The organism is Streptomyces sp. NPDC002328 (assembly GCF_042890065.1).
Classification (GTDB): Bacteria; Actinomycetota; Actinomycetes; order Streptomycetales; family Streptomycetaceae; genus Streptomyces.
The window spans coordinates 960,819-982,537 of the sequence record NZ_JBIARQ010000001.1; the positions used below are offsets into that span (position 1 = coordinate 960,819).

At 70.1% G+C, this 21,719-nt stretch carries 16 protein-coding genes and 1 pseudogene; 2 read left to right on the top strand and 15 right to left on the bottom strand.

The window, feature by feature from the left end; all coding sequences use genetic code 11:
* Positions 1-50 precede the first annotated feature (50 nt).
* The gene (locus ACFYX4_RS04260; protein ID WP_389325496.1) at positions 51-815 is read right to left on the bottom strand and encodes a TIGR03936 family radical SAM-associated protein; all 765 of its coding nucleotides are present in this window, start codon (positions 813-815) and stop codon (positions 51-53) included.
* Positions 816-863: 48 nt separating this feature from the next.
* Positions 864-1,058: pseudogene (locus ACFYX4_RS04265) on the bottom strand (hypothetical protein); the annotation flags it as partial.
* 226 nt (positions 1,059-1,284) lie between these two features.
* Here ACFYX4_RS04265 and ACFYX4_RS04270 point away from each other — a divergent pair.
* Positions 1,285-2,457 carry a hypothetical protein gene (locus ACFYX4_RS04270; protein ID WP_389325499.1) on the top strand — a complete coding sequence of 391 codons (1,173 nt, stop codon included), beginning with the start codon at positions 1,285-1,287 and terminating at the stop codon, positions 2,455-2,457.
* A 224-nt stretch (positions 2,458-2,681) separates the two neighbouring features.
* Here the strand turns inward: ACFYX4_RS04270 and ACFYX4_RS04275 are convergent, their stop codons facing one another.
* The 11 genes from ACFYX4_RS04275 to ACFYX4_RS04325 form a co-directional block, all read right to left on the bottom strand.
* Positions 2,682-4,631: a TIGR03960 family B12-binding radical SAM protein gene (locus ACFYX4_RS04275; protein WP_389325502.1), complete on the bottom strand. Its 1,950-nt coding sequence runs from the start codon at positions 4,629-4,631 to the stop codon at positions 2,682-2,684.
* Between the two features lie 118 nt (positions 4,632-4,749).
* Positions 4,750-6,333 (bottom strand): CHAD domain-containing protein, encoded by a 1,584-nt coding sequence (locus ACFYX4_RS04280; RefSeq protein WP_389325505.1) that lies wholly within the window; start codon positions 6,331-6,333, stop codon positions 4,750-4,752.
* Between the two features lie 130 nt (positions 6,334-6,463).
* Entirely contained in the window at positions 6,464-7,660 is a 1,197-nt protein-coding gene (gene rodA / locus ACFYX4_RS04285; RefSeq protein WP_389325509.1) for a rod shape-determining protein RodA, read from the bottom strand.
* Entirely contained in the window at positions 7,657-9,924 is a 2,268-nt protein-coding gene (gene mrdA, locus ACFYX4_RS04290; RefSeq protein ID WP_389325512.1) for a penicillin-binding protein 2, read from the bottom strand. Before mrdA ends, rodA begins: the two co-directional genes overlap by 4 nt.
* 211 nt (positions 9,925-10,135) lie before the next feature.
* Positions 10,136-10,807, bottom strand: coding sequence for a rod shape-determining protein MreD (mreD, locus tag ACFYX4_RS04295; protein ID WP_389325515.1), 672 nt, complete (start codon positions 10,805-10,807; stop codon positions 10,136-10,138).
* 12 nt (positions 10,808-10,819) lie between these two features.
* Positions 10,820-11,761 carry a rod shape-determining protein MreC gene (gene mreC / locus ACFYX4_RS04300; protein ID WP_389325518.1) on the bottom strand — a complete coding sequence of 314 codons (942 nt, stop codon included), beginning with the start codon at positions 11,759-11,761 and terminating at the stop codon, positions 10,820-10,822.
* A gap of 146 nt (positions 11,762-11,907) precedes the next feature.
* Positions 11,908-12,927, bottom strand: coding sequence for a rod shape-determining protein (locus ACFYX4_RS04305; RefSeq protein WP_030779466.1), 1,020 nt, complete (start codon positions 12,925-12,927; stop codon positions 11,908-11,910).
* 321 nt (positions 12,928-13,248) lie between these two features.
* On the bottom strand, positions 13,249-13,662 hold the full coding sequence (gene ndk / locus ACFYX4_RS04310; RefSeq protein ID WP_389325523.1) for a nucleoside-diphosphate kinase: 414 nt from the start codon (positions 13,660-13,662) through the stop codon (positions 13,249-13,251).
* A gap of 64 nt (positions 13,663-13,726) precedes the next feature.
* Positions 13,727-14,092, bottom strand: a complete 366-nt coding sequence (locus ACFYX4_RS04315) for a DUF4233 domain-containing protein (protein WP_389325526.1) — start codon at positions 14,090-14,092, stop codon at positions 13,727-13,729.
* Between the two features lie 9 nt (positions 14,093-14,101).
* On the bottom strand, positions 14,102-15,619 hold the full coding sequence (locus ACFYX4_RS04320; protein ID WP_389325529.1) for a bifunctional folylpolyglutamate synthase/dihydrofolate synthase: 1,518 nt from the start codon (positions 15,617-15,619) through the stop codon (positions 14,102-14,104).
* 89 nt (positions 15,620-15,708) lie between these two features.
* Positions 15,709-18,333 (bottom strand): valine--tRNA ligase, encoded by a 2,625-nt coding sequence (locus ACFYX4_RS04325; protein WP_389325532.1) that lies wholly within the window; start codon positions 18,331-18,333, stop codon positions 15,709-15,711.
* Between the two features lie 136 nt (positions 18,334-18,469).
* On the opposite strand from ACFYX4_RS04325, the gene ACFYX4_RS04330 reads away from it, so the two are divergent.
* Positions 18,470-19,435, top strand: a complete 966-nt coding sequence (locus tag ACFYX4_RS04330) for a hypothetical protein (RefSeq protein WP_389325535.1) — start codon at positions 18,470-18,472, stop codon at positions 19,433-19,435.
* Positions 19,436-19,518: 83 nt separating this feature from the next.
* Here ACFYX4_RS04330 and clpX read toward each other — a convergent pair whose 3' ends face one another.
* Together clpX and ACFYX4_RS04340 are read right to left on the bottom strand one after the other, a co-directional pair.
* Positions 19,519-20,808, bottom strand: a complete 1,290-nt coding sequence (clpX, locus tag ACFYX4_RS04335) for an ATP-dependent Clp protease ATP-binding subunit ClpX (protein ID WP_389325538.1) — start codon at positions 20,806-20,808, stop codon at positions 19,519-19,521.
* A gap of 191 nt (positions 20,809-20,999) precedes the next feature.
* Positions 21,000-21,665 (bottom strand): ATP-dependent Clp protease proteolytic subunit, encoded by a 666-nt coding sequence (locus tag ACFYX4_RS04340; RefSeq protein WP_389325541.1) that lies wholly within the window; start codon positions 21,663-21,665, stop codon positions 21,000-21,002.
* Positions 21,666-21,719 lie beyond the last annotated feature (54 nt).

The following is a 21,719-nucleotide window of genomic DNA, read 5'->3' on the forward strand; positions in this document are numbered from 1 at the left end:
CCCGAGTACGAGGGCGGCGCTACGACGTCCGTCCCTGTGCGGAACCTTCCTTACGCCGGCGCCTTCGCGGCGGCAGTCGGATCGGCCGTTGAACGGGCCTCGGCTGCCTCGCGGTCGGGCGCGAGCGGGTCGGTCACCACGCCGGTCTCTTCATCGAACAGCCCCTGCGCCAGCCTGGTCACCGCTGCGGGGACCGGCGGCGCCAGGTCGGCCACGGCGCGAAGACCGGACAGGACGTCGTCGGGTCGTACGGCAGGCGTCACGTGCCGAACAACCAGCCGCAGTATCGCACAGGGCTGGTCGATAGGCCTATCAGCCTGTGGAGGGAGCGTTTCCAGCCGGACCACCGCGGAGCGGGCGTCGAAGGTGCGGACGCCGTTCTTGGCGAGGCGCTGGACCTCCACGGTGTCGGCCGCGGTGAAGGCGGCCACCGCTCGGTCGGCGTCCGCCGGGTCCACGCCGTCCAGGCGCAGCTCCCATACGGAGGCCGTGAGCCGGTCGGCGAGCCCGGAGGTGTGGGCCTCGACCGCCTCGATCACGTCGAGCCCGGGGGGCAGCGACTCGTCGAGGAGCTCACGCAGCTTCTGCGGGTCCCGCGCCTGGGTGAGCGCGATCTCCAGGTACTCCGCCTCACTGCCCGTGCCGGTGGGTGCGGCATTGGCGTACGACACCTTCGGGTGCGGCGTGAACCCCGCCGAGTACGCCATCGGCACCTCGGCACGGCGCAACGCGCGCTCGAAGGCGCGCTGGAAGTCACGGTGGCTGGTGAACCGGAGGCGGCCGCGCTTGGTGTAGCGCAGTCGGATGCGCTGCACCGCCGGTGCGGGCGGCGGGCCTTCGGGCTGTCGCTTGCCCAGTGTCGTTCAGTCCTTCGTGAGAGCGGTCTTATTGCTACCAAGAGTACGTGCCCCGCGTCCCGAAGGTTCCCTCCGTTCCAACGGCCGCCCGCTAGCGGGGCTCCCCGAAAGCAGCCGCCGGACGTCGACGCGGGCCTGGCGCGCCGACTCGCGGGCTGCGGTCAGGGCCTGCCGGGCACCCCGGCCCACCGCTCGGGCTGCCCCGTGGGCTTCTTGTCGAGGTCCCTGACCAGGTGGACGCCGTGGTCGCCGGTCCGGATCCCCGCCCTCGTCCGTCCGGATTCCCCCGGCGCGGGCGGCGTTAGTCCGATACGTCGATTATCGGCGCGTTCCGCCCCGGGACGCGCCTGCATCCGCCGTGCTCCCGCCAAGCTCGCACTCGGGTTCGGGGAGATCGCCCGGACCGGGAGAGGCAAGGAGCACACAGATGAGTCCTGATCTCAGGACACCCCCGCGGCTGTTCGGGCCGTCGGCCCGCGCCGGCTTCAGGAAGGCGGGCATGGCCGCCACCCTCGCGCTGGTGCTGGCGGCGGGCGCGGCCGGCCCGGCCACCGCGGCGGCGTCGGCCGTCGCCGGCCCGGCGGCCACGACGGTGACCACCCCGGACGACGGCTGCGAGCCGGGCGCGGACAAGCCGGACCACACCAAGCCCGGACCCGCCAAGCCGCACCATGACGCCCCCGGCTACGGGAAACCGCACCACCATGACAAGCCCGCGCCCGCGAAGCCGGCACACGACAAGCCGGGCCACACCAAACCGGGCCCCGCCAAGCCGGCGAACGGCAAGCCGGCGCACGACAAGCCCGTCGGCCACACCAAGCCGGGCAACGCCGAACCGACCGCCCTGAAGCCGGGCCAGACCAAGCCGGAGGGCATCAAGCCGGGCCAGACCAAGCCGGGGAACGCCAAACCGAGCAGCCCCAAGCCCAGCCAGGCCAAGCCGAGTTCAGGCAAGCCCGGTCAGACCAAGCCGGGGAACGCCAAGCCGACCGCCCACAAACCCGGTCAGACCAAACCCGGCAACGCCAAGCCGGCCCTCTCCACGGGCAAGCCGAAAACCGTCGCGCCCGGGGCCGGTGACAAGGAGTGCAAGGGCCCGAAGGACGAGCACCCCCACGGGCACGGGAACGGGAACGGATACGGGCTGGGGAACGGACACGGTCACGGCAACGGCCACGGCAACGGCCACGGCCCTGCCGGCCCGGCCGGCCCGTGCTCCGACATCGACGCCCTCCGCCCCGAGGCCGGCGTCGAGTACCGCAGCGTGCTGACCGGCGGACGCTACTACGCCGGCGTCCGTGACATCACGGACAGCGGCGACGGCACCATGCTGTGGACCGACCTCACCGGCAACGAGGGCTATCCGGCGGGCGGCCCCGGCGGCCTGCCCTGCGGGGCCGCGCTCGCCGGGCTCGCGGACACGGACACCGTCGCGTTCGACGTCCTCACCACCACCGGACGCGTCTACGAGATCACCTGCACCAGGGAGACCAACGACAACGACGCCTCCATCCTCGACTGCACCGACGAGGTGTGGGAGGAAGTGTCGCTGCGCCCGCGGCCCGGCGCGCTGAACAGCGGGGTCGACCCCGACGCCTGACGCACCGCGCCGACGCCCGACCCGCCACGACAGAAGGGGGGGGGGGGGGGGGGGGGGGGGCGGCGCCCCGCGCCGCCCCCCCCCCCCCCCCCCCCCCCCCCCCCGCGCGGGCGGCGGCCCCCCCCGCCCCCCCGCCCCCCCCCCCCCCCCCCCCCCCCTGGGGGGGGGCCCTCTGGGCCCCCCCCCCCCCCCCCACGCCCCTCACCGCCTACGGCGACGCCCGCTCAGTGGCTGTGCCCGCTCGCCGCCGGCTGCTTCACCGACAGCGGCAGCAGCTTCTTCCCGGTCGGACCGACCTGGATCTCCGTGCCCATCGCGGGGCAGACGCCGCAGTCGAAGCACGGCGTCCAGCGGCAGTCCTCGACCTCCGTCTCGTCTAGGGCGTCCTGCCAGTCCTCCCAGAGCCAGTCCTTGTCGAGGCCGGAGTCGAGGTGGTCCCAGGGCAGGACCTCCTCGTAGCCGCGCTCACGGGTGGTGTACCAGGCCACGTCCACGCCGAACTCCGCCAGCGCCTTGTCCGCGCAGCTCATCCAGCGGTCGTACGAGAAGTGCTCGCGCCAGCCGTCGAAGCGGCCGCCGTCCTCGTAGACGGCGCGGATGACGGAGCCGATACGGCGGTCGCCGCGCGAGAGCAGGCCCTCCACGATGCCGGGCTTGCCGTCGTGGTAGCGGAAGCCGATCGAACGGCCGTACTTCTTGTCGCCGCGGATCTTGTCGCGGAGCTTCGCCAGACGGGCGTCGGTCTCCTCGGCGGAGAGCTGCGGCGCCCACTGGAAGGGGGTGTGCGGCTTGGGCACGAAGCCGCCGATCGACACCGTGCAGCGGATGTCGTTGGAGCCGGAGACCTCGCGGCCCTTCTGGATGACGTTCATCGCCATGTCGGCGATCTGGAGGACGTCGTCGTCGGTCTCCGTCGGCAGACCGCACATGAAGTACAGCTTCACCTGGCGCCAGCCGTTGCCGTAGGCGGTGGCGACCGTGCGGATCAGGTCCTCCTCCGAGACCATCTTGTTGATGACCTTGCGCATGCGCTCGGAGCCGCCCTCGGGCGCGAAGGTCAGACCGGAGCGACGGCCGTTCCTCGTCAGCTCGTTCGCCAGGTCGACGTTGAAGGCGTCCACGCGGGTCGACGGGAGGGACAGGCCGATCTTGTCCTCCTCGTAGCGGTCCGCGAGGCCCTTGGCGACGTCACCGATCTCGCTGTGGTCGGCGGAGGACAGGGACAGCAGGCCGACCTCCTCGAAGCCGGTCGCCTTCAGGCCCTTCTCGACCATCTCGCCGATGCCGGTGATCGACCGCTCGCGCACCGGGCGGGTGATCATGCCGGCCTGGCAGAAGCGGCAGCCGCGGGTGCAGCCGCGGAAGATCTCCACCGACATGCGCTCGTGGACCGTCTCGGCCAGCGGGACCAACGGCTGCTTGGGGTAGGGCCACTCGTCGAGGTCCATCACGGTGTGCTTCGACACGCGCCACGGCACGCCCGACTTGTTGGGCACGACACGGGCGATCCGGCCGTCGGGCAGGTACTCGACGTCGTAGAACGCCGGGATGTACACCGAGCCCGTCCTCGCGAGGCGGAAGAGGACCTCCTCGCGGCCGCCGGGACGGCCCTCCGCCTTCCACGCGCGGATGATGGCCGTCATGTCGAGCACGGCCTGCTCGCCGTCGCCGATGACCACCGCGTCGATGAAGTCCGCGATCGGCTCGGGGTTGAACGCCGCGTGCCCGCCGGCCAGGACGATCGGGTCGTCGAGCGTGCGGTCCTTGGACTCCAGCGGGATGCCCGCGAGGTCCAGGGCGGTGAGCATGTTCGTGTAGCCCAGCTCCGTGGAGAAGGACAGGCCGAACACGTCGAAGGCCTTCACCGGGCGGTGGCCGTCCACGGTGAACTGCGGGACGCCGCGCTCCCGCATCAGCTCCTCCAGGTCCGGCCACACGCTGTACGTGCGCTCGGCGAGGACGCCTTGCTGCTCGTTGAGGACCTCGTAGAGGATCATGACGCCCTGGTTGGGCAGACCGACCTCGTACGCGTCCGGGTACATCAACGCCCAGCGGACGTCGCACTCGTCCCAGGGCTTGACGGTGGAGTTCAGCTCGCCGCCCACGTACTGGATCGGCTTCTGCACATGCGGGAGCAGGGCTTCGAGCTGCGGGAAGACCGATGCGACAGGCATCTCTCGAACCTTCTTGAGCTTGCAGGGGTGACCATCAAGCGTAGCGCGCCCCCGAAGCGGCCCCGTACGCCGGAGAAGACGGGCGGCGAACGGGGCCCGGACCAGCGGTGAACGCGGCTCAGATCCGCATCGCCTCGCTGATCGTCTCCCACGCCTCGGGCAGCGCCCCCTCCGCCAGTTCCGCGCGCCGCTCCTCCCTCCCGTACAACAACCCGAACGTGAACGCGTTCTCGCCCGCCGCGTGCGCCTCTTCGGCGAGGTCCTGGAGCGCCTCGCGGGTCATCACGCTGTCCTGGTGGTCGCCGAGCAGGCTCTGGAGGGACTTCATCATCCGGACGAGGTCGACGGCCGGCTCGCCGAGCGCCGGCGCCGCCGTCTCCGCCGAATAGCGGGTCCGCTTGGCCTTCTTGCGGGCGTCGTGCAGCGCGAGGTCCCGCTCGGGGCCGGGCGCCCGTCCGAGCGCCTCCTCGACCAGCGCGGCCACCTGTCCGAAGTCCTTCCGCACGGCCTTGGCGATCACCTTGGACGGCTGCCCGCCGGCCGCCGCGAGCAGGGGCGGCTCGGCGACCAGCCGGTCCAGCGCGTCCAGCAGTTCCAGGTACCGTCCGCCGTCCAGGACGGCGATCAGCCGCCGGCGCGAGCCTCCGCTGCGGGCGTGGGACCAGGCGCTCAGACGGTTGCGGACCGGGGCGGTGACGAGGGTGTGCGGGAGCAGTTCGAGGGCGGCGGTCAGCCGCTCGGTCAGCACCTCCTGATCCCGGTCGACCCCCAACTCCCCTGCGAGCCACTTGAGTTCCTCGCCGATCGGGTCGGTGACGGCCCGGTCGAGGACCTTGGCGTAGGAGCGGAAGACGCTGCGCGCCCGGCGGGTGGCGACGCGCATACGGTGCACGGAGTCGGAGACGTCACGGCGGACGGCGGGATCGAGCTCGACGAGGGCGTCGCGCTGGGCGCGCAGATAGGCCAGGACATGATCACCGGCGTTCACCGCCCCGACGACCGCACTCCCCGCCCGGACCCCGCCCTGCTTCCCCTTCTCCCCCGGCCCCTTCCCCTTCCCGCTCCCCTTGCCCTTCCCGCTCCCCTTGCTCTTCTTCTTCCGTCCCGGGTCGGTCTCCGCGAGCGCCCGTGCCAGCTTCGAGGCCGAGGACGACGGCCGTACGCCCGCCGTGCGCAGCCGTTTCTCCACCTTGTCGAGGAAGCGCGGGTCGCCGCCGTCGGCGAGCTCGACCTCGATCTCGGTCCACTGGGCGGAACCGCCCTTCCCGGTCAGCCGGTCCGCCCGCACCGCGTCCACGGAGACCTCGGCGAGCAACCGCCCCTCGGCGTCGACGAGATGACGCACATCGCGGGCCGAGCGCAGCCGGACCACCGGCACCAGCTCGGCGCCCCGCACCCGTGAGCGGACCAGCCCGGCGAGGACCTTGGGGACCGTGTCGGACAACGGGGCGCGGATCTCGTCCCGCACACCCGGCGCGACGGGCACCTTCAGATGCCAGCCGGCGTCCGAGCCGCCGGTGCGGCGACGCAGCGTGAGGGAGGCGGCGGCAAGCCGTGCGTCGGCGGTGTCGTAGTAGGTGGCGTCCAGTTCGGCGACGCCCTTGTCGAGAACGGCCGCGACCCCGGCGACGCCGGTCAGGTCGGGCAGCCCACTGTCCTCGGATTCGTACTTACGCTCGATCTCGCGTGTCGTCTCCGCCATGGACCGAATCTAGTGCCAGGAACGACGACCCGGGAGAGGGCCTGGGGGCGGCAGCCCCCAGCAACGCCCACAAAAACAGACAGCCCCCGGCAACAGACAAGTCACCGACAACGGCCCAACCGCCGGAGGCTCACGCCGACATGGGCCGCTGCACCCTGATCGACTGCAACAACCCCACCGCCACCCACACCGCGAACATCGACGAGCCGCCGTAGGACACGAACGGCAGCGGGAGCCCGGTGACCGGCATGATGCCCAGCGTCATGCCGATGTTCTCGAAGGCCTGGAAGGCGAACCAGGCGACGATCCCGGCGGCGACGATCGTGCCGTACAGCTCGGTCGTCTCACGGGCGATGCGGCAGGCGCGCCACAGGACGACGCCGAGCAGGACGATGATCAGGCCGCCGCCGACGAAGCCGAGCTCCTCGCCCGCCACCGTGAACACGAAGTCGGTCTGCTGCTCGGGCACGAACTGGCCCGTCGTCTGCGAGCCCTCGAAGAGTCCCGCTCCGGTCAGCCCGCCCGAACCGATCGCGATCCGGGCCTGGTTGGTGTTGTAGCCGACGCCCGCCGGGTCGAGGCTGGGGTTGGCGAAGGCCGCGAACCGGGCGATCTGGTAGTCGTCCAGAATGTGCAGCTGCCAGACCGCGATCGCGCCGGCCGCGCCCGCGGTGATCAGGCCGAAGACCCAGCGGTTGGAGGCGCCGGAGGCCAGCAGCACACCCAGCACGATGATCACCATGACCATGACCGAGCCGAGGTCGGGCATGAGCATCACGACCAGCATCGGCACGGTGGCGAGCCCGAGCGCCTGAAGGACCGTGCGATGGTCGGGGTAGGGCTTGTCGCCCGCGTCGACCCGGGCCGCCAGCAGCATCGCCATGCCCAGGATGATCGTGATCTTCACGAACTCCGAGGGCTGGAGCGAGAATCCGCCGCCCAGCACGATCCAGGAGTGCGCGCCGTTGACGGTGGAGCCCAGCGGGGTGAGCACCAGCAGGATCAGCAGCACCGACAGCCCGTACAGGACCGGCACCGCGTTGCGCAGGGTGCGGTGGCCGAGCCAGATCGTGCCGACCATCAGGGCGAGCCCGATGCCGGTGTTCATCACATGCCGGATCAGGAAGTAGTACGGGTCGCCCTGGTTGATCTCCGTGCGGTTGCGCGTCGCCGAGTACACCAGCAGCGAGCCGATCAGCGACAGGGCCGTGGCCGACAGCAGGATCGGCCAGTCCAGGCGGCGGGCCACCGAGTCGCGGGCGAAGAGCCGCGTCCAGCCGGCCCGCTGCGGCCCGTACCCGGAGACGGAGAAGCCGTTGCCGCTCATGAGCACACCCTCCGGCTTCCCCGTCCACGCGCCCCGCGCCGTCGTCGCCGCCGGGTGTCGCGGTTCACCTCGGGCGAGGCGACCGTCGCCGCCGGCAGCGACCCGCCGGCCGGCGTCGCGCTCTTCTCGGTGGCCTTCTGGAAGGTCTGCTGCTCCTTCGCCGGGTCCTTGGAGATCTTCGGGGAGGCGATGGTGCCGTCCGCCTTGATCTTCGGCAGGCCCTGCTGCGGGGTGGGCAGCAGCGCGTTCTTCGGCGTGATCGTGCCGTCGTCGGCGACGCCGTACAGCGCGTCGTATATGTTGCGCACGGCCGGGCCGGAGGCTCCGGAGCCCGTACCGCCCTGGGAGATCGTCATCACGATCGAGTAGTCCTTGGTGTACGTGGCGAACCAGGACGTCGTCTGCTTGCCGTAGACCTCGGCGGTACCCGTCTTGGCGTGCATCTCGATCTTGTCCTGCGGCCAGCCGCCGAAGCGCCAGGCCGCGGTGCCGCGGGTGGCCACGCCGGCGAGGGCGTCGTCCATCTGCGCCAGCGTCTGCCTGCTGACCGGCAGCTTGCCGTGCGCCTTCGGCTTGATCTCCTGGACGGTCCTGCCGTCGGCGCTGACGATGGCCTTGCCGACCGTCGGGTCGTACAGCGTGCCGCCGTTGGCGATGGCCCCGTAGATGGTCGCCATCTGAATCGGCGTCACCAGGGTGTCACCCTGGCCGATGGAGTAGTTGATCTCGTCACCGGCGCGCATCTTGTTGCCTTCGAGGCAGTTCTCGTACGCGATCTTCTCGACGTAACTGCCGTTCTTCTTGCCGGTCTTGCACCAGCCGTTCTTGTTGGCCTCCCAGTACGACTGCTTCCACTCGCGGTCCGGGACGCGGCCGGTGACCTCGTTGGGGAGGTCGATGCCGGTCTCCGCGCCGAGGCCGAACTGGTGGGCGGTCTTGTAGAAGTAGTCGTTGGGCTTCTTCTTCGGGGCGATGCCGCCGTCCCGCTGCCACTCGCGGTGGGCGAGCTGGTAGTAGACGGTGTCGCAGGAGACCTCCAGGGCGCGGCCGAGGCTGATCGGGCCGTGGTTCTGGGACTCGAAGTTCTTGAAGACCTGGCCGCCGACCGCGTACGAGCTGGAGCAGTTGTAGCGGCCGTCGAAGTCGTAGCCGGCCTGGACGGCGGCGGCCGTGGAGACCACCTTGAACACCGAGCCCGGGGCTGCCTGACCCTGTATGGCCCGGTTCAGCAGCGGGTAGTTGGAGGACTTGCCGGTGAGCCGCTTGTAGTCCTTGGCGGAGATGCCGCCCACCCAGGCGTTCGGGTCGTAGGACGGGTTGGACGCCATGGCGACGACACGGCCGGTCTTGGCCTCCATCACCACGACCGCGCCGGAGTCGGCCTTGTAGCGCTGGTTGGTGTTGCGGTCCCACGCCTTGCGGGCTTCCTTCATCGCCTCGTTCAGCTCGTACTCGGCGACCCGCTGCACGCGGGCGTCGATGCTGGTGACGAGGTTGGAGCCGGGCTGCGCCGCGTCGGCCTCGGCCTGGCCGATGACCCGGCCGAGGTTGTCGACCTCGTAGCGGGTGACGCCGGCCTTGCCGCGCAGCTCCTTGTCGTACTCGCGCTCCAGGCCGCTGCGGCCGACCTGGTCGGAGCGCAGATAAGGCGAGTCGGTGTCCTGGGCCTTGGTGATCTCCTCGTCGGTGACCGGCGAGAGATACCCGAGGACCTGGGCGGTGTTGGCCGCGCCGGGGCTCGCGTAGCGGCGCACGGCCTCCGGCTCGGCGGTGACGCCGGGGAAGTCCTCGGCGCGCTCACGGATCTGGAGGGCCTGCTTGGGCGTGGCCTCGTCGGTGATGGGGATCGGCTGGTACGGCGAGCCGTTCCAGCAGGGCTGGGGCGTCTGGGAGTCGCACAGCCGGACCTTCTGCGTGACCTCCTCGGCGGTCATGCCGAGGACGCCCGCGAGCTTGGTCAGGACGGCCTTGCCGTCGTCCTTCTGCTTGAGCAGCTCGGTGCGGGAGGCGGACACGACGAGCCGTGTCTCGTTGTCGGCGAGCGGCACGCCCCGCGCGTCCAGGATGGAGCCGCGCACGGCGGGCTCGACGACCTGCTGGACGTGGTTGCCGGAGGCCTCCTTGGCGTACGCCGCGCCCTCCCGGATCTGGAGGTACCACAGCCGGCCGCCGAGGGTGCCGAGCAGGGAGAGGACGAGGACCTGGATCACGACGAGCCGGATCTGGACCCGTGGGGTCCGCCCGGTCTCGGGAATGTTCGTCACTGCGGCTGACTCCCCCTCTCGGTGCGCGGACGCGAGTACGCGGACGTGTGTGACGTGTACGCAGACGTGCGGGTGGATCTGTGTACTGAGCTATGTACGGCGCTATGTACAGATCCGTGTACGGATCCGTGTGCGTGCAAAGGATGAACGACGGGCCGGCACGCCCCCGTTCCGCCGGGGCCGTCCCCCGTCCGGGTGAACCCGCCCCCGCTCACAGCCGCTTGACCCCCTTGATGCGCCCGGCCCGCGCCACCCGCGCCCGGGCCGCCTTCATCCGCAGTCCGCCGCGCTGCCCGCCGATCCTCAGGCCCGTCCCGGAGGACAGCCAGCCGGAGGAGATGTCGGCCGCCCTGCCCCCGGGGCCGGTCTCGCCCAGCGGGTCGTTCTCCGCGCGCCGGGCCAGGAACATCACGCCGGGCACCACGAACGGGGCGAGCAGCAGGTCGTACAGAGCCGCCGAGAACAGCAGACCCGTGAGGCCGACGCCCCGGGCGGCGGTGTCGCCGACGAGGGCGCCGACGCCCGCGTACAGCAAAGTGGAGCCGACCGCGGCGGCCACGACCACCACCATCGGCCCGGTGGCCGACTTGACCTGGCCGTTCTCCGGCTTGACGAGGCCCGCGAGGTAGCCGATCACGCACAGCACGAGCGCGTAGCGCCCGGCGGCGTGGTCGGCGGGCGGCGCGAGGTCGGCGAGCAGCCCGGCGCCGAAGCCGATGAGCGCGCCGCCGACATGGCCGTAGACGAGGGCGAGGCCCAGCACGGTGAGGAGGAGCAGGTCGGGGACGGCTCCGGGGAGGTGGAGGCGGGCGAGGACGCTCACCTGGACGACCAGGGCGACGATCACCAGCGGGACGGAGAGCAGGATCCGGTTGACGCGCATCGTTGTCAGCTCCTACTGCTCGTCCTGGCCGTCTGCGGGTGCGTTCGCGCCCGGGGTGACCGTGACGGTCACCCTCGGCGTCGGGACCGGCTTGGGCTTCGCGGGGAGCACCGTGTCCCGCGGGTCCTTCTTCGGCGCCTCGACGACGACGCCGACGATGTCCAGCTTGGTGAAGCCGACGTACGGCGTGACATAGAGGGTGCGGGTCAGATCGCCGCCGGAGGGGTCGACGCGGGAGACCACGCCGACGGGGACACCGGGCACGAAGGGCCGGTCGGCCTGGGAGCCGAAGGTGACGAGCCGGTCGCCCGCCTTCACCTCCGCCTTGCCGTTGAGGAGTTCGACGCGCAGCGGACGGTCGCCCTGCCCGGAGGCGAAGCCGAGCTCGTCGCCGGCCTCCATGCGGGTGCCGACGGTGAAGTCGGGGTCGTTGGCGAGGAGCACGGTCGCGGTGTCCGGGCCGACGGTCGTCACCCGTCCGACGAGTCCGTCCCCGTTGAGGACGGTCATGTCGCGCTTGACGCCGTCGTTCGCGCCGATGTCGATGGTGACGGTCCAGGAGAAGCCCTGGGCCGCTCCTATCGCGATGACCTCGGCGCCCTTGATGCCGTACTGGCCGGCGCCGGCGAGCTTCAGCATCTTGTCGAGCTGCGTCAGCCGGCTGCGGTTGCGGTCGTCGCTGCCGAGTTTCGCCTCGAGAGCCGCGTTCTGCTGCTCCAGCTCCGCCAGCCGGTCGTGGCGCTCACCGGAGTCGCGGACCGCGGAGACGGCGTTGCCGACCGGGTCGACCGCCGAGGACACGCCGTCCTCGATGGGGCCGAAGACCGCGGCCGCGGCCTGTCGGGCACCGTCGACCGGGGAGTCCTCACCGCCACGGATGTCCACCGTGATCAGCGCGAACGCTACGGCGATCAGCAGCACCAGGAGCAGCCGGCTCTCTCGTGTGTCCCTCACGTGCGGCGGCCGTGCCCTTCCTCATAGGAATTCGGGTAGCCCCCGGCCGTACGGCCAAGGGGCGCTTTGTGGGAGCTTATGCATCAATATCAACGATCCGCCGCACGAGAGGAGATCGTCTCGTACGGCGGAATCGAAGCGTTACGTCATCTGCGCGGCGCGGCGTCCAGAACCTGCTGGAGCGCCTCGAACTCCTCGACGCACTTGCCGGATCCGAGCGCCACGCTGTCCAGCGGGTCCTCGGCGATATGGATCGGCATACCGGTCTCGCGCCGCAGCCGCTCGTCCAGACCGCGCAGCAGGGCGCCGCCGCCGGTCAGCACGATTCCGCGGTCCATGATGTCGCCGGACAGCTCCGGCGGGCACTTGTCGAGGGTGGTCTTCACCGCGTCGACAATGGCGTTGACCGGTTCCTCGATCGCCTTCCGGACCTCGGCCGCGGAGATGACGACGGTCTTCGGCAGCCCGGAGACGAGGTCCCGGCCACGGATCTCGGTGTGCTCGTCGGAGTCGAGATCGTACGCCGAACCGATCGTGATCTTGATCTGTTCGGCCGTCCGCTCACCGAGGAGGAGGGAGTACTCCTTCTTGATGTGCTGGATGATCGCGTTGTCCAGTTCGTCGCCCGCGACGCGGATGGACTGGGCGGTGACGATGCCGCCGAGCGAGATGACCGCGACCTCCGTGGTGCCGCCGCCGATGTCCACCACCATGTTGCCGGTGGCCTCATGGACCGGCAGACCCGAGCCGATGGCCGCGGCCATGGGCTCCTCGATGATGTGCACCTGGCGCGCGCCTGCCTGCGTCGACGCCTCGATGACGGCACGGCGCTCGACGCCGGTGATGCCCGAGGGCACACAGACGACGACCCGCGGCCGAGCCAGATACCTCCGCTTGTGGATCTTCAGAATGAAGTAGCGGAGCATCCGCTCGGTGATCTCGAAGTCGGCGATCACGCCGTCCTTCAGCGGACGCACGGCCACGATGTTGCCGGGCGTGCGCCCGATCATCTTCTTGGCTTCGGCGCCGACGGCGAGAATGCCGCCGGTGTTGGTGTTGATGGCGACGACGGACGGCTCGTTCAGTACGATCCCACGACCCCTGACGTACACCAGCGTGTTGGCGGTCCCGAGGTCGACAGCCATGTCACGGCCGATGAACGACATTGAGTTCCCCATCAGGATTCGACAGGCCTTCCCATGAGCTTTTGAGGGCTTTTCAGGTCGGCGAGGTGGGTGCTGTGACGTGAAGGCTTCCATCGTAGACGCGCCTGCACGAACACTGCGCGAGGGTCTTCGCCATTGTCAGCAGATGCCGGAGCGCCTCGCTTGTGGAGACGGTCCATCGGGGGCATCCGTTCCCCCGATCGCCACGCATATGCCGAAGGACGGCCGAAAAGGCACGGCCGTCCCTGGTCGGAGAAGCGGGCGAAATGACGGCCCCTCAGAAAAATTCGCAAAAACCCCTCAGGGCCTCTTCGCCGTCTCTCAGGCCCGGCCGGGGAAGAAGATCTTCACCTCGCGCTCGGCGGACTCCTCGGAGTCGGAGGCGTGGATCAGGTTCTCACGCACGATCACACCGAAGTCGCCGCGGATGGAGCCGGGCGCGGCGGCGATCGGGTCGGTGGGACCGGCGAGCGCACGCACTCCCTCGACGACCCGCTCACCCTCCACGATCAGCGCGACGACGGGCCCAGACGCCATGAACTCCATCAGCGGCTCGTAGAAGGGCTTGCCCTTGTGCTCGCCGTAGTGCTGCTCCAGCGTGTCCTGGTCCAGGGTGCGCAGCTCCAGCGCGGTGATCCGCCAGCCGGCCTTGCGCTCGATGCGGCTGATGATCTCGCCGGTCAGGCCACGACGGACGGCGTCGGGCTTGAGCAGGACGAGGGTGCGCTGGCTCACGGGAGGACTCCTTCTGGTGCCGGTGTGCGGTGGGATGAGGTTACAGGGCGTGTCCGCGCGCCTGTCACACAGCGTCAGCGGCGTCCGGGGACGGGGCGTCCGCCTGTGCCGCGAAGCGGGCCTTCGCCTCGTCGATCTTGCGGCCGTAGTGCACGGACGCCCACCACAGGGCGCCGAAGAGGACGCCCAGCACGAACATCATCGGGACGAAGAAGCCGGCGGCGACCAGGGCGATCTGGAGGGCCCAGCCCAGGGCCACTCCCCCGGGCCGGGTCACCATGCCGCACAGCAGCACGCTGAGCAGCATGGCGACGCCGCACACCGTCCACACCGTGGACATGGACAGGTCGGGATCCTTCATGGCGACCAGCCCGGCGAAGCCGATGATGAAGAACTCGCCGATCAGGGTCGAGGAACAGAGCGTGCGCATGATGTGGACTCAGCCCTTCAGCAGCAGCCGGGCTTCCCCGACGGTGATGACGGATCCGGTGACCAGGACGCCGCCGCCGGCGAACTCGCCCTCCTCCTCGGCGAGCGTGATCGCCGCCTCCAGGGCGTCGGGCAGCCGCGGCTCGACCTGGACGCGGTCCTCGCCGAACACCTCGACGGCGATCCCCGCCAGCTCGTCCGCGTCCATCGCGCGATGGCTGGAGTTCTGCGTGACGACGACCTCCGCGAAGATCGGCTCGAAGGCCTCCAGGAGCCCCCGCACGTTCTTGTCGGCGCTCGCGCCGACGACGCCGATCAGCCGGCTGAAGTCGAACGCCTCGCCGACCGCCTCGGCGGTGGCGCGGGCGCCCGCCGGGTTGTGGGCGGCGTCCAGCACGACGGTCGGGGACCGCCGCACGACCTCCAGCCGCCCCGGCGACGACACCGACGCGAAGGCCTTGCGGACGGTGTCGATGTCCAGCGGCTCGGGCCGCTGGGAGCCCACGCCGAAGAACGCCTCCACGGCGGCGAGCGCCACGGCCGCGTTGTGCGCCTGGTAGGGACCGTGCAGCGGGAGGTACACCTCCCCGTACTCGCCGCCGAGCCCGCGCAGGGTGAGCAGCTGCCCGCCGACGGCGACCTGCCGGGCCACGACCCCGAACTCCAGGCCCTCCCGGGCCACGGTCGCGTCGACCTCGACGGCCTTCTTCAGCAGGACCTGCGCGGCGTCGACCGGCTGCTGCGCCAGGATGACCGTCGCGTCCTGCTTGACGATCCCGGCCTTCTCGCCGGCGATCGCGCCGGGCGTCTCGCCCAGCCGGTCGGTGTGGTCCAGATCGATGGGGGTGACGACGGCGACGTCCCCGTCGATCACGTTGGTGGCGTCCCAGGAGCCGCCCATGCCCACCTCGACGACGGCGACGTCGACGGGCGCGTCGGCGAAGGCGGCGTACGCCATGCCGGTGAGCACCTCGAAGAAGGACAGCCGGTACTCCTGCTGCGCGTCGACCATCTCGACGTACGGCTTGATGTCGTTGTACGTCTCGACGAACCGCTCGGCGGAGATCGGCGCGCCGTCCAGGCTGATGCGCTCGGTGATCGACTGGACGTGCGGGGAGGTGTACCGGCCGGTGCGCAGCTCGAAGGCGCCGAGGAGGGCCTCGATCATGCGGGCGGTGGAGGTCTTGCCGTTGGTGCCGGTGATGTGGAGGGAGGGGTACGAGCGCTGCGGCTCGCCCAGGACGTCCATCAGCGCGGCGATCCGCGCGACGGAGGGCTCCAGCTTCGTCTCGCCCCACCGGCCGGCCAGCTCGGTCTCGACCTCGCGCAGGGCCTTGTCGGCCTCGGGGTCCTCGGGACGCGCGGGCACTCCGGCGCTGGGCGGGCCGCTCTGGGTGCGCAGGGTGCGACTGCCTGCCTCGATCACCGCGAGATCGGGATCGCGCTCGGTCTCGGCCGCGACGAGCTCTTCGAAGGCGTCGAGGGGGTCGGGCGTGTCATGGGGGCCGTTGCCGGGGTGGTCGCTCACGGGGCCAGTCTACGGAGGGGAGGTGACAGAGGTGGGCGAAGGCCCCCGGAGCTGGATGTTCCGGGGGCCTTCGATCGCTTGCGCGCCGCTCAGGACTGCGGCAGGCGCTCCAGCTGGGTCTGGATGCGGGCGATGTCCTCGTCCGCCTTCGCCAGCCGCGTGCGGATCTTCTCCACGACGTTGTCCGGCGCCTTGGCCAGGAAGGCCTCGTTGCCCAGCTTGGCGTTGGCCTGGGCCTTCTCCTTCTCGGCGTTGGCCAGGTCCTTCGCCAGCCGCTTGCGCTCCGCCGCCACGTCGATCGTGCCGGACAGGTCCAGCGCGACCGTCGCCCCCGCGACCGGCAGGGTCGCCGTCGCCGAGAAGGCCTCGCCCTCCGGCTGGAGCCGCAGCAGCTGACGGATGGCGGCCTCGTGCGGCGCCAGCGCCGTGCCGTCGAGGCTCAGCCGGGCCGGGACGCGCTGACCGGGCTGGAGCCCCTGGTCGTGACGGAAGCGGCGGACTTCGGTGATGACGGCTTGGAGGGTTTCGAGTTCCTGCTCGGCGGCCTTGTCCCTGAACCCGGAGTCCTTGGGCCAGTCGCCGACCACCAGCGACTCACCGCCGGTGAGCGTCGTCCACAGGGTGTCGGTGACGAAGGGGACGATCGGGTGCAGCAGCTTCAGCGTGACGTCCAGGACCTCGCCGAGGACCCGCTTGCTGACCTCGGCGGGAGCCCCGCCCGCCTGGAAGGTGGTCTTGGACAGCTCCACGTACCAGTCGAAGACCTCGTCCCACGCGAAGTGGTACAGCGCCTCGCTGAGCTTGGCGAACTGGTAGTCCTCGTAGTAGGCGTCGACCTGCGCCACCGTCTCGTTGAGGCGGGACAGGATCCAGCGGTCGGTGGACGACAGCTGCTCGGCCGGGGGCAGTTCGCCCTCGATCGTGGCGCCGTTCATCATCGCGAAGCGCGTGGCGTTCCAGATCTTGTTGGCGAAGTTGCGGGACGCCTGGACCCAGTCCTCGCCGATCGGGACGTCCGCGCCCGGGTTGGCGCCCTTGGCGAGGGTGAAACGCACAGCGTCGGAGCCGTACTTGTCCATCCAGACCAGGGGATCGACCGCGTTCGGGTTGGACTTCGACATCTTCTTGCCGAACTCGTCACGCACCAGGCCGGTCAGGGCGATGGTGTGGAACGGCGCCTCGCCGTCCATCGCGTAGAGGCCGAACATCATCATCCGGGCGACCCAGAAGAAGATGATGTCGTGGCCGGTGAGCAGGACGTCGGTCGGATAGAACTTCCGCAGATCCTCGGTCTGTTCCGGCCAGCCGAGAGTGGAGAAGGGCCACAGTCCGGACGAGAACCAGGTGTCGAGGACGTCGGAGTCCTGGGTCCAGCCCTCGCCGGCCGGCGGCTCCTCGTCGGGGCCGACGCAGACGATCTCGCCGTCCGGGCCGTACCAGATCGGGATGCGGTGGCCCCACCACAACTGGCGTGAGATGCACCAGTCGTGCATGTTGTCGACCCAGTCGAAGTAGCGCTTCGACATCTCCTCGGGGTGGATCTTCACGCGGCCGTCGCGGACGGCGTCGCCCGCCGCCTTCGCCAGCGGGCCGACCTTGACCCACCACTGCATCGACAAGCGCGGCTCGACCGTGGTCTTGCAGCGCGAGCAGTGGCCCACCGAGTGCATGTAAGGACGCTTCTCGGCGACGATCCGGCCCTGCTCCTTGAGCGCGCCGACGACCGACGAACGGGCCTCGAAGCGGTCCAGCCCGATGAAGGGGCCGTGGACCGTGATGACGCCGTGCTCGTCCATGATCGTCAGAGCGGGCAGATCGTGGCGCTGGCCGATGGCGAAGTCGTTCGGGTCGTGGGCCGGGGTCACCTTGACCGCGCCGGTGCCGAACTCGGGGTCCACGTGCTCGTCGGCGACGACCGGGATGGTGCGGTCGGTGAGCGGGAGCTTGATCTGCTTGCCGACCAGGTGCTTGTACCGCTCGTCGTCGGGATGGACGGCGACGGCCGTGTCACCGAGCATCGTCTCCGCACGCGTGGTGGCGACGACGAGGGAGTCCTCGCCCTCGCCGTACCGGATGGAGACCAGCTCGCCCGCGTCCTCCTGGTACTCCACCTCGATGTCCGAGATGGCCGTCAGACAGCGCGGACACCAGTTGATGATGCGCTCGGCGCGGTAGATCAGCTCGTCCTCGTAGAGCCGCTTGAAGATGGTGAGGACGGCCTTGGACAGGCCCTCGTCCATGGTGAACCGCTCGCGGTCCCAGTCGACGCCGTCGCCGAGGCGGCGCATCTGGCCGAGGATCTTGCCGCCGTACTCCTCCTTCCACCGCCAGACGCGCTCGACGAACTCCTCGCGGCCCAGGTCGTGGCGGGACTTGCCCTCCTCGGCGAGCTGCTGCTCGACCTTGTTCTGGGTGGCGATGCCGGCGTGGTCCATGCCGGGCAGCCAGAGCGACTCGTAGCCCTGCATGCGCTTACGGCGGGTCAGCGCGTCCATCAGCGTGTGCTGGAAGGCGTGGCCCAGGTGGAGGGAGCCGGTGACGTTCGGCGGCGGGATGACGATGGTGTACGCGGGCTTGTCGCTCTTCGCGTCCGCGGCGAAGTAACCCCGTTCCACCCAGCGCTCGTACAGCTTCCCCTCTACCTCGGCCGGCGCGTACTGGGTCGGCAGTTCGGTGCTGGGCGCTGGTGGCTGCTGCTGAGCGTTCTCGGTCACGGGCTCAGTTTAGGGGTGTCACGGCGCAGTCCCGAAACGCCTTTGTTCTGTAACGGTGAGGGCCCCGCCGCCGACGGGGACCACCCCTTGAGCCAGGATGTGAAAACCACATAAGCATCTGGAGGGGAACCCAGTAATGAGCTACAACCAGCCGGGCCCGTACGGCGGGCAGCAGCCTCAGCAGCCCGGTCCGTACGGCCAGCCGGGTCCGTACGGCCAGCCGCCGCAGGCCCCCCAGCCCGGCTATGGCTACCCCCAGCAGCCCCAGGCCCCGCAGCCCGGCTACGGCTACCCCCAGCAGCCGCAGCCGGGCCCGTACGGCCAGCAGCCGCCCACCACGCCCATGGGCCAGGTGCCTTACGGTCAGCCGCCCCACGGCCAGCCCCCGTACGGCGTTCCGCAGCCGCCGGCGCCGGGCGGCGGCAAGAAGAAGGCCGCGATCATCATCGGCGCGGTGGCGGTCGTCGCGGCGATCGCGGTGGGCGCGGCGCTCGTCCTCAGCACCAACAGCGGCAGCGGCTCGGACATCGCCGACGACGGCCCGCACAAGCTGACGACGCCGGCGACGGTGCTCACCGACTACAAGAAGTCGAACGAATCGGACGGGGACTCCTTCAGCGAGGACGACCTCAAGGACGCCGAGAAGCACGGTGTGAAGAACGCCAAGGACGTGGAGGCCGAGTACGCGTCCGGCGACAAGAGCAACCCGCTCGCCCAGCAGATGATCAAGTTCATGGGCGTGTACGGCGACATCGAGGACCCGGAGGCGGTCGTCGACGGCATGTTCGCCGAGATGAAGAAGGAGGCGGGCAAGGACGACGAGGGCGAACTCGTCGGCTCGCCCAAGGAGTACAGCCCGGCCGCTCTCGATGGCGGGGTCCTCAAGTGCCAGGAGACCAAGATCTCCGGCGGCTCCGGTGCCGCGGCCGAGGGCGGGCCGAGCGAGTTCAGCATGCCGGTGTGCATCTGGGGCGACCACAGCACACTGGGCATCGTCATCAACATGGACCTGGCGGACGCGATGTCCGGCAAGGCCGCCGACATGAACGGCGCGGCGGAGCTGACGGCCAAGTTCCGCAACGAGGTCCGCGTCAAGGCCTGACGATCGAGACCTGACGCAACAACGAGGGCGCCCCCACCGCAACGTGCGGTCGGGGCGCCCTCGTTCGTGCGCCTGCGGCGGTGTTACGCCGTCTTCTGCTCGCCCGAGCCCCGGCCGCCGCGCTGCTCGCGGGGGATCAGGGTGGGGTTCACGTTGGAGTGGACGACGTCGGCGGTGATGACGACCCGGGCCACGTCCTTGCGGGACGGGACCTCGTACATCACCGACATCAGGACCTCCTCCATGATGGCGCGCAGACCGCGGGCGCCGGTCTGGCGGAGGATGGCCTGGTCGGCGATGGCTTCGAGGGCCTCTCGCTCGAAGTCCAGCTCCACACCGTCGAGTTCGAAGAGGCGCTGGTACTGCTTCACCAGCGCGTTGCGCGGCTCGATCAGGATCTGGAGCAGGGCCTCGCGGTCCAGGTTGTGCACCGAGGTGATCACCGGCAGACGGCCGATGAACTCGGGGATCATGCCGAACTTGACAAGGTCCTCGGGCATGACGTCCTCGAACTGGTCCTTGGCCTCCAGCTCCCGCTTGGAGCGGATCGTCGCGCCGAAGCCGATGCCCTTGGCGCCGGCCCGGGTCTCGATGATCTTCTCCAGGCCCGCGAACGCGCCGCCCACGATGAACAGGACGTTCGTCGTGTCGATCTGGATGAACTCCTGGTGCGGGTGCTTGCGGCCGCCCTGCGGCGGGACGGAGGCGGTGGTGCCCTCCAGGATCTTCAGCAGGGCCTGCTGGACGCCCTCGCCCGACACGTCACGCGTGATCGAGGGGTTCTCGCTCTTGCGCGCGACCTTGTCGATCTCGTCGATGTAGATGATCCCGGTCTCGGCCTTCTTGACGTCGTAGTCGGCCGCCTGGATCAGCTTCAGCAGGATGTTCTCGACGTCCTCGCCGACGTACCCCGCCTCGGTGAGCGCTGTGGCGTCGGCGATCGCGAAGGGGACGTTCAGCATGCGCGCGAGGGTCTGCGCGAGGAGGGTCTTGCCGGAGCCCGTGGGGCCCAGCAGGAGGATGTTGGACTTCGCCAGCTCGATGGCGTCCTCGCGGCTCTGGCCGCCGCCGTTCTCGCCGGCCTGGACCCGCTTGTAGTGGTTGTACACCGCGACGGAGAGGGCCTTCTTCGCGGCCTCCTGGCCGACGACGTACCCCTCCAGGAACTCGTAGATCTCGCGGGGCTTGGGCAGTTCCTCCCAGCGCACCTCGCTCGTCTCGGCGAGTTCCTCCTCGATGATCTCGTTGCAGAGATCGATGCACTCGTCGCAGATGTACACACCGGGCCCTGCGATGAGCTTCTTGACCTGCTTCTGGCTCTTGCCGCAGAACGAGCACTTGAGCAGATCGCCGCCGTCACCGATGCGTGCCACGGTGTGCTTCCCCTTCGCCTGGGAGACGCCTGGACGCTACGAGTCCAGCGGCTCCTGGTGCTGCCTTATGTCCGACGGTACCTTGCCGGGCCCCCCGTTCGGGCCCCCCTTGGCACGGTTCACTGCTGCCCACTGCGACGCGGACCGTGTCCCACCGTGCCAAGGAGCGGCGGACGATACCACTACCCGCGTCAGCGGACGTCGCTGTTGTTCAGCTTCCGGGTGGAGATGATCTGGTCGACGAGGCCGTACTCCAGCGCCTCCTCGGCCGTGAGGATCTTGTCGCGCTCGATGTCCTCGCGGATCTTCTCGATCGGCTGGTTGGAGTGCTTGGCCAGCATGTTCTCCAGCTGGTCACGCATCCGGGTGAACTCCTTGGCGATGATCTCCAGGTCGGAGAGCTGCCCGCGGCCGGTGGAGCCGGCCGGCTGGTGGATCAGCACGCGGGAGTTCGGCAGGGCCATGCGCTTGCCCGGCGTACCGGCCGCGAGCAGGATCGCCGCGGCGGAGGCCGCCTGGCCCATGCAGACGGTCTGGATGTCCGGCTTCACGAACTGCATCGTGTCGTAGATGGCCGTGAGCGCGGTCATGTCGCCGCCGGGGCTGTTGATGTAGACCGAGATGTCCCGGTCCGGGTCCATCGACTCCAGGCACAGCAGCTGCGCCATGACGTCGTTGGCGGAGGCGTCGTCGATCTGGACGCCGAGGAAGATCACGCGCTCCTCGAAGAGCTTCGCGTACGGGTCGTACTCGCGGATGCCCTGGGAGGTGCGCTCGACGAAGCGCGGGACCACGTAGCGGCTGTCGGGCCGGGGCCCTTCGTACTGGCCGCTGGCGGCGCCGGGGAAGTTGCTCATGTGCGTGTTCACCATCCTGGTGCGTTCTGGGCTGAGGTCTCGGCGGTGCGTGGC

What these genes read in the sequence shown, in the direction of transcription:
- ACFYX4_RS04315 (WP_389325526.1), bottom strand. Translation starts at nt 14,092, where the DNA reads ATGCGCACGCTCTGTTCCTCGACCCTGATCGGCGAGTTCTTCATCATC.
- ACFYX4_RS04340 (WP_389325541.1), bottom strand. Translation starts at nt 21,665, where the DNA reads ATGAGCAACTTCCCCGGCGCCGCCAGCGGCCAGTACGAAGGGCCCCGG.
- ACFYX4_RS04270 (WP_389325499.1), top strand. Translation starts at nt 1,285, where the DNA reads ATGAGTCCTGATCTCAGGACACCCCCGCGGCTGTTCGGGCCGTCGGCC.
- ACFYX4_RS04330 (WP_389325535.1), top strand. Translation starts at nt 18,470, where the DNA reads ATGAGCTACAACCAGCCGGGCCCGTACGGCGGGCAGCAGCCTCAGCAG.
- rodA (WP_389325509.1), bottom strand. Translation starts at nt 7,660, where the DNA reads ATGAGCGGCAACGGCTTCTCCGTCTCCGGGTACGGGCCGCAGCGGGCC.
- ACFYX4_RS04305 (WP_030779466.1), bottom strand. Translation starts at nt 12,927, where the DNA reads ATGTCGTTCATCGGCCGTGACATGGCTGTCGACCTCGGGACCGCCAAC.
- mreD (WP_389325515.1), bottom strand. Translation starts at nt 10,807, where the DNA reads ATGCGCGTCAACCGGATCCTGCTCTCCGTCCCGCTGGTGATCGTCGCC.
- ACFYX4_RS04275 (WP_389325502.1), bottom strand. Translation starts at nt 4,631, where the DNA reads ATGCCTGTCGCATCGGTCTTCCCGCAGCTCGAAGCCCTGCTCCCGCAT.
- ACFYX4_RS04280 (WP_389325505.1), bottom strand. Translation starts at nt 6,333, where the DNA reads ATGGCGGAGACGACACGCGAGATCGAGCGTAAGTACGAATCCGAGGAC.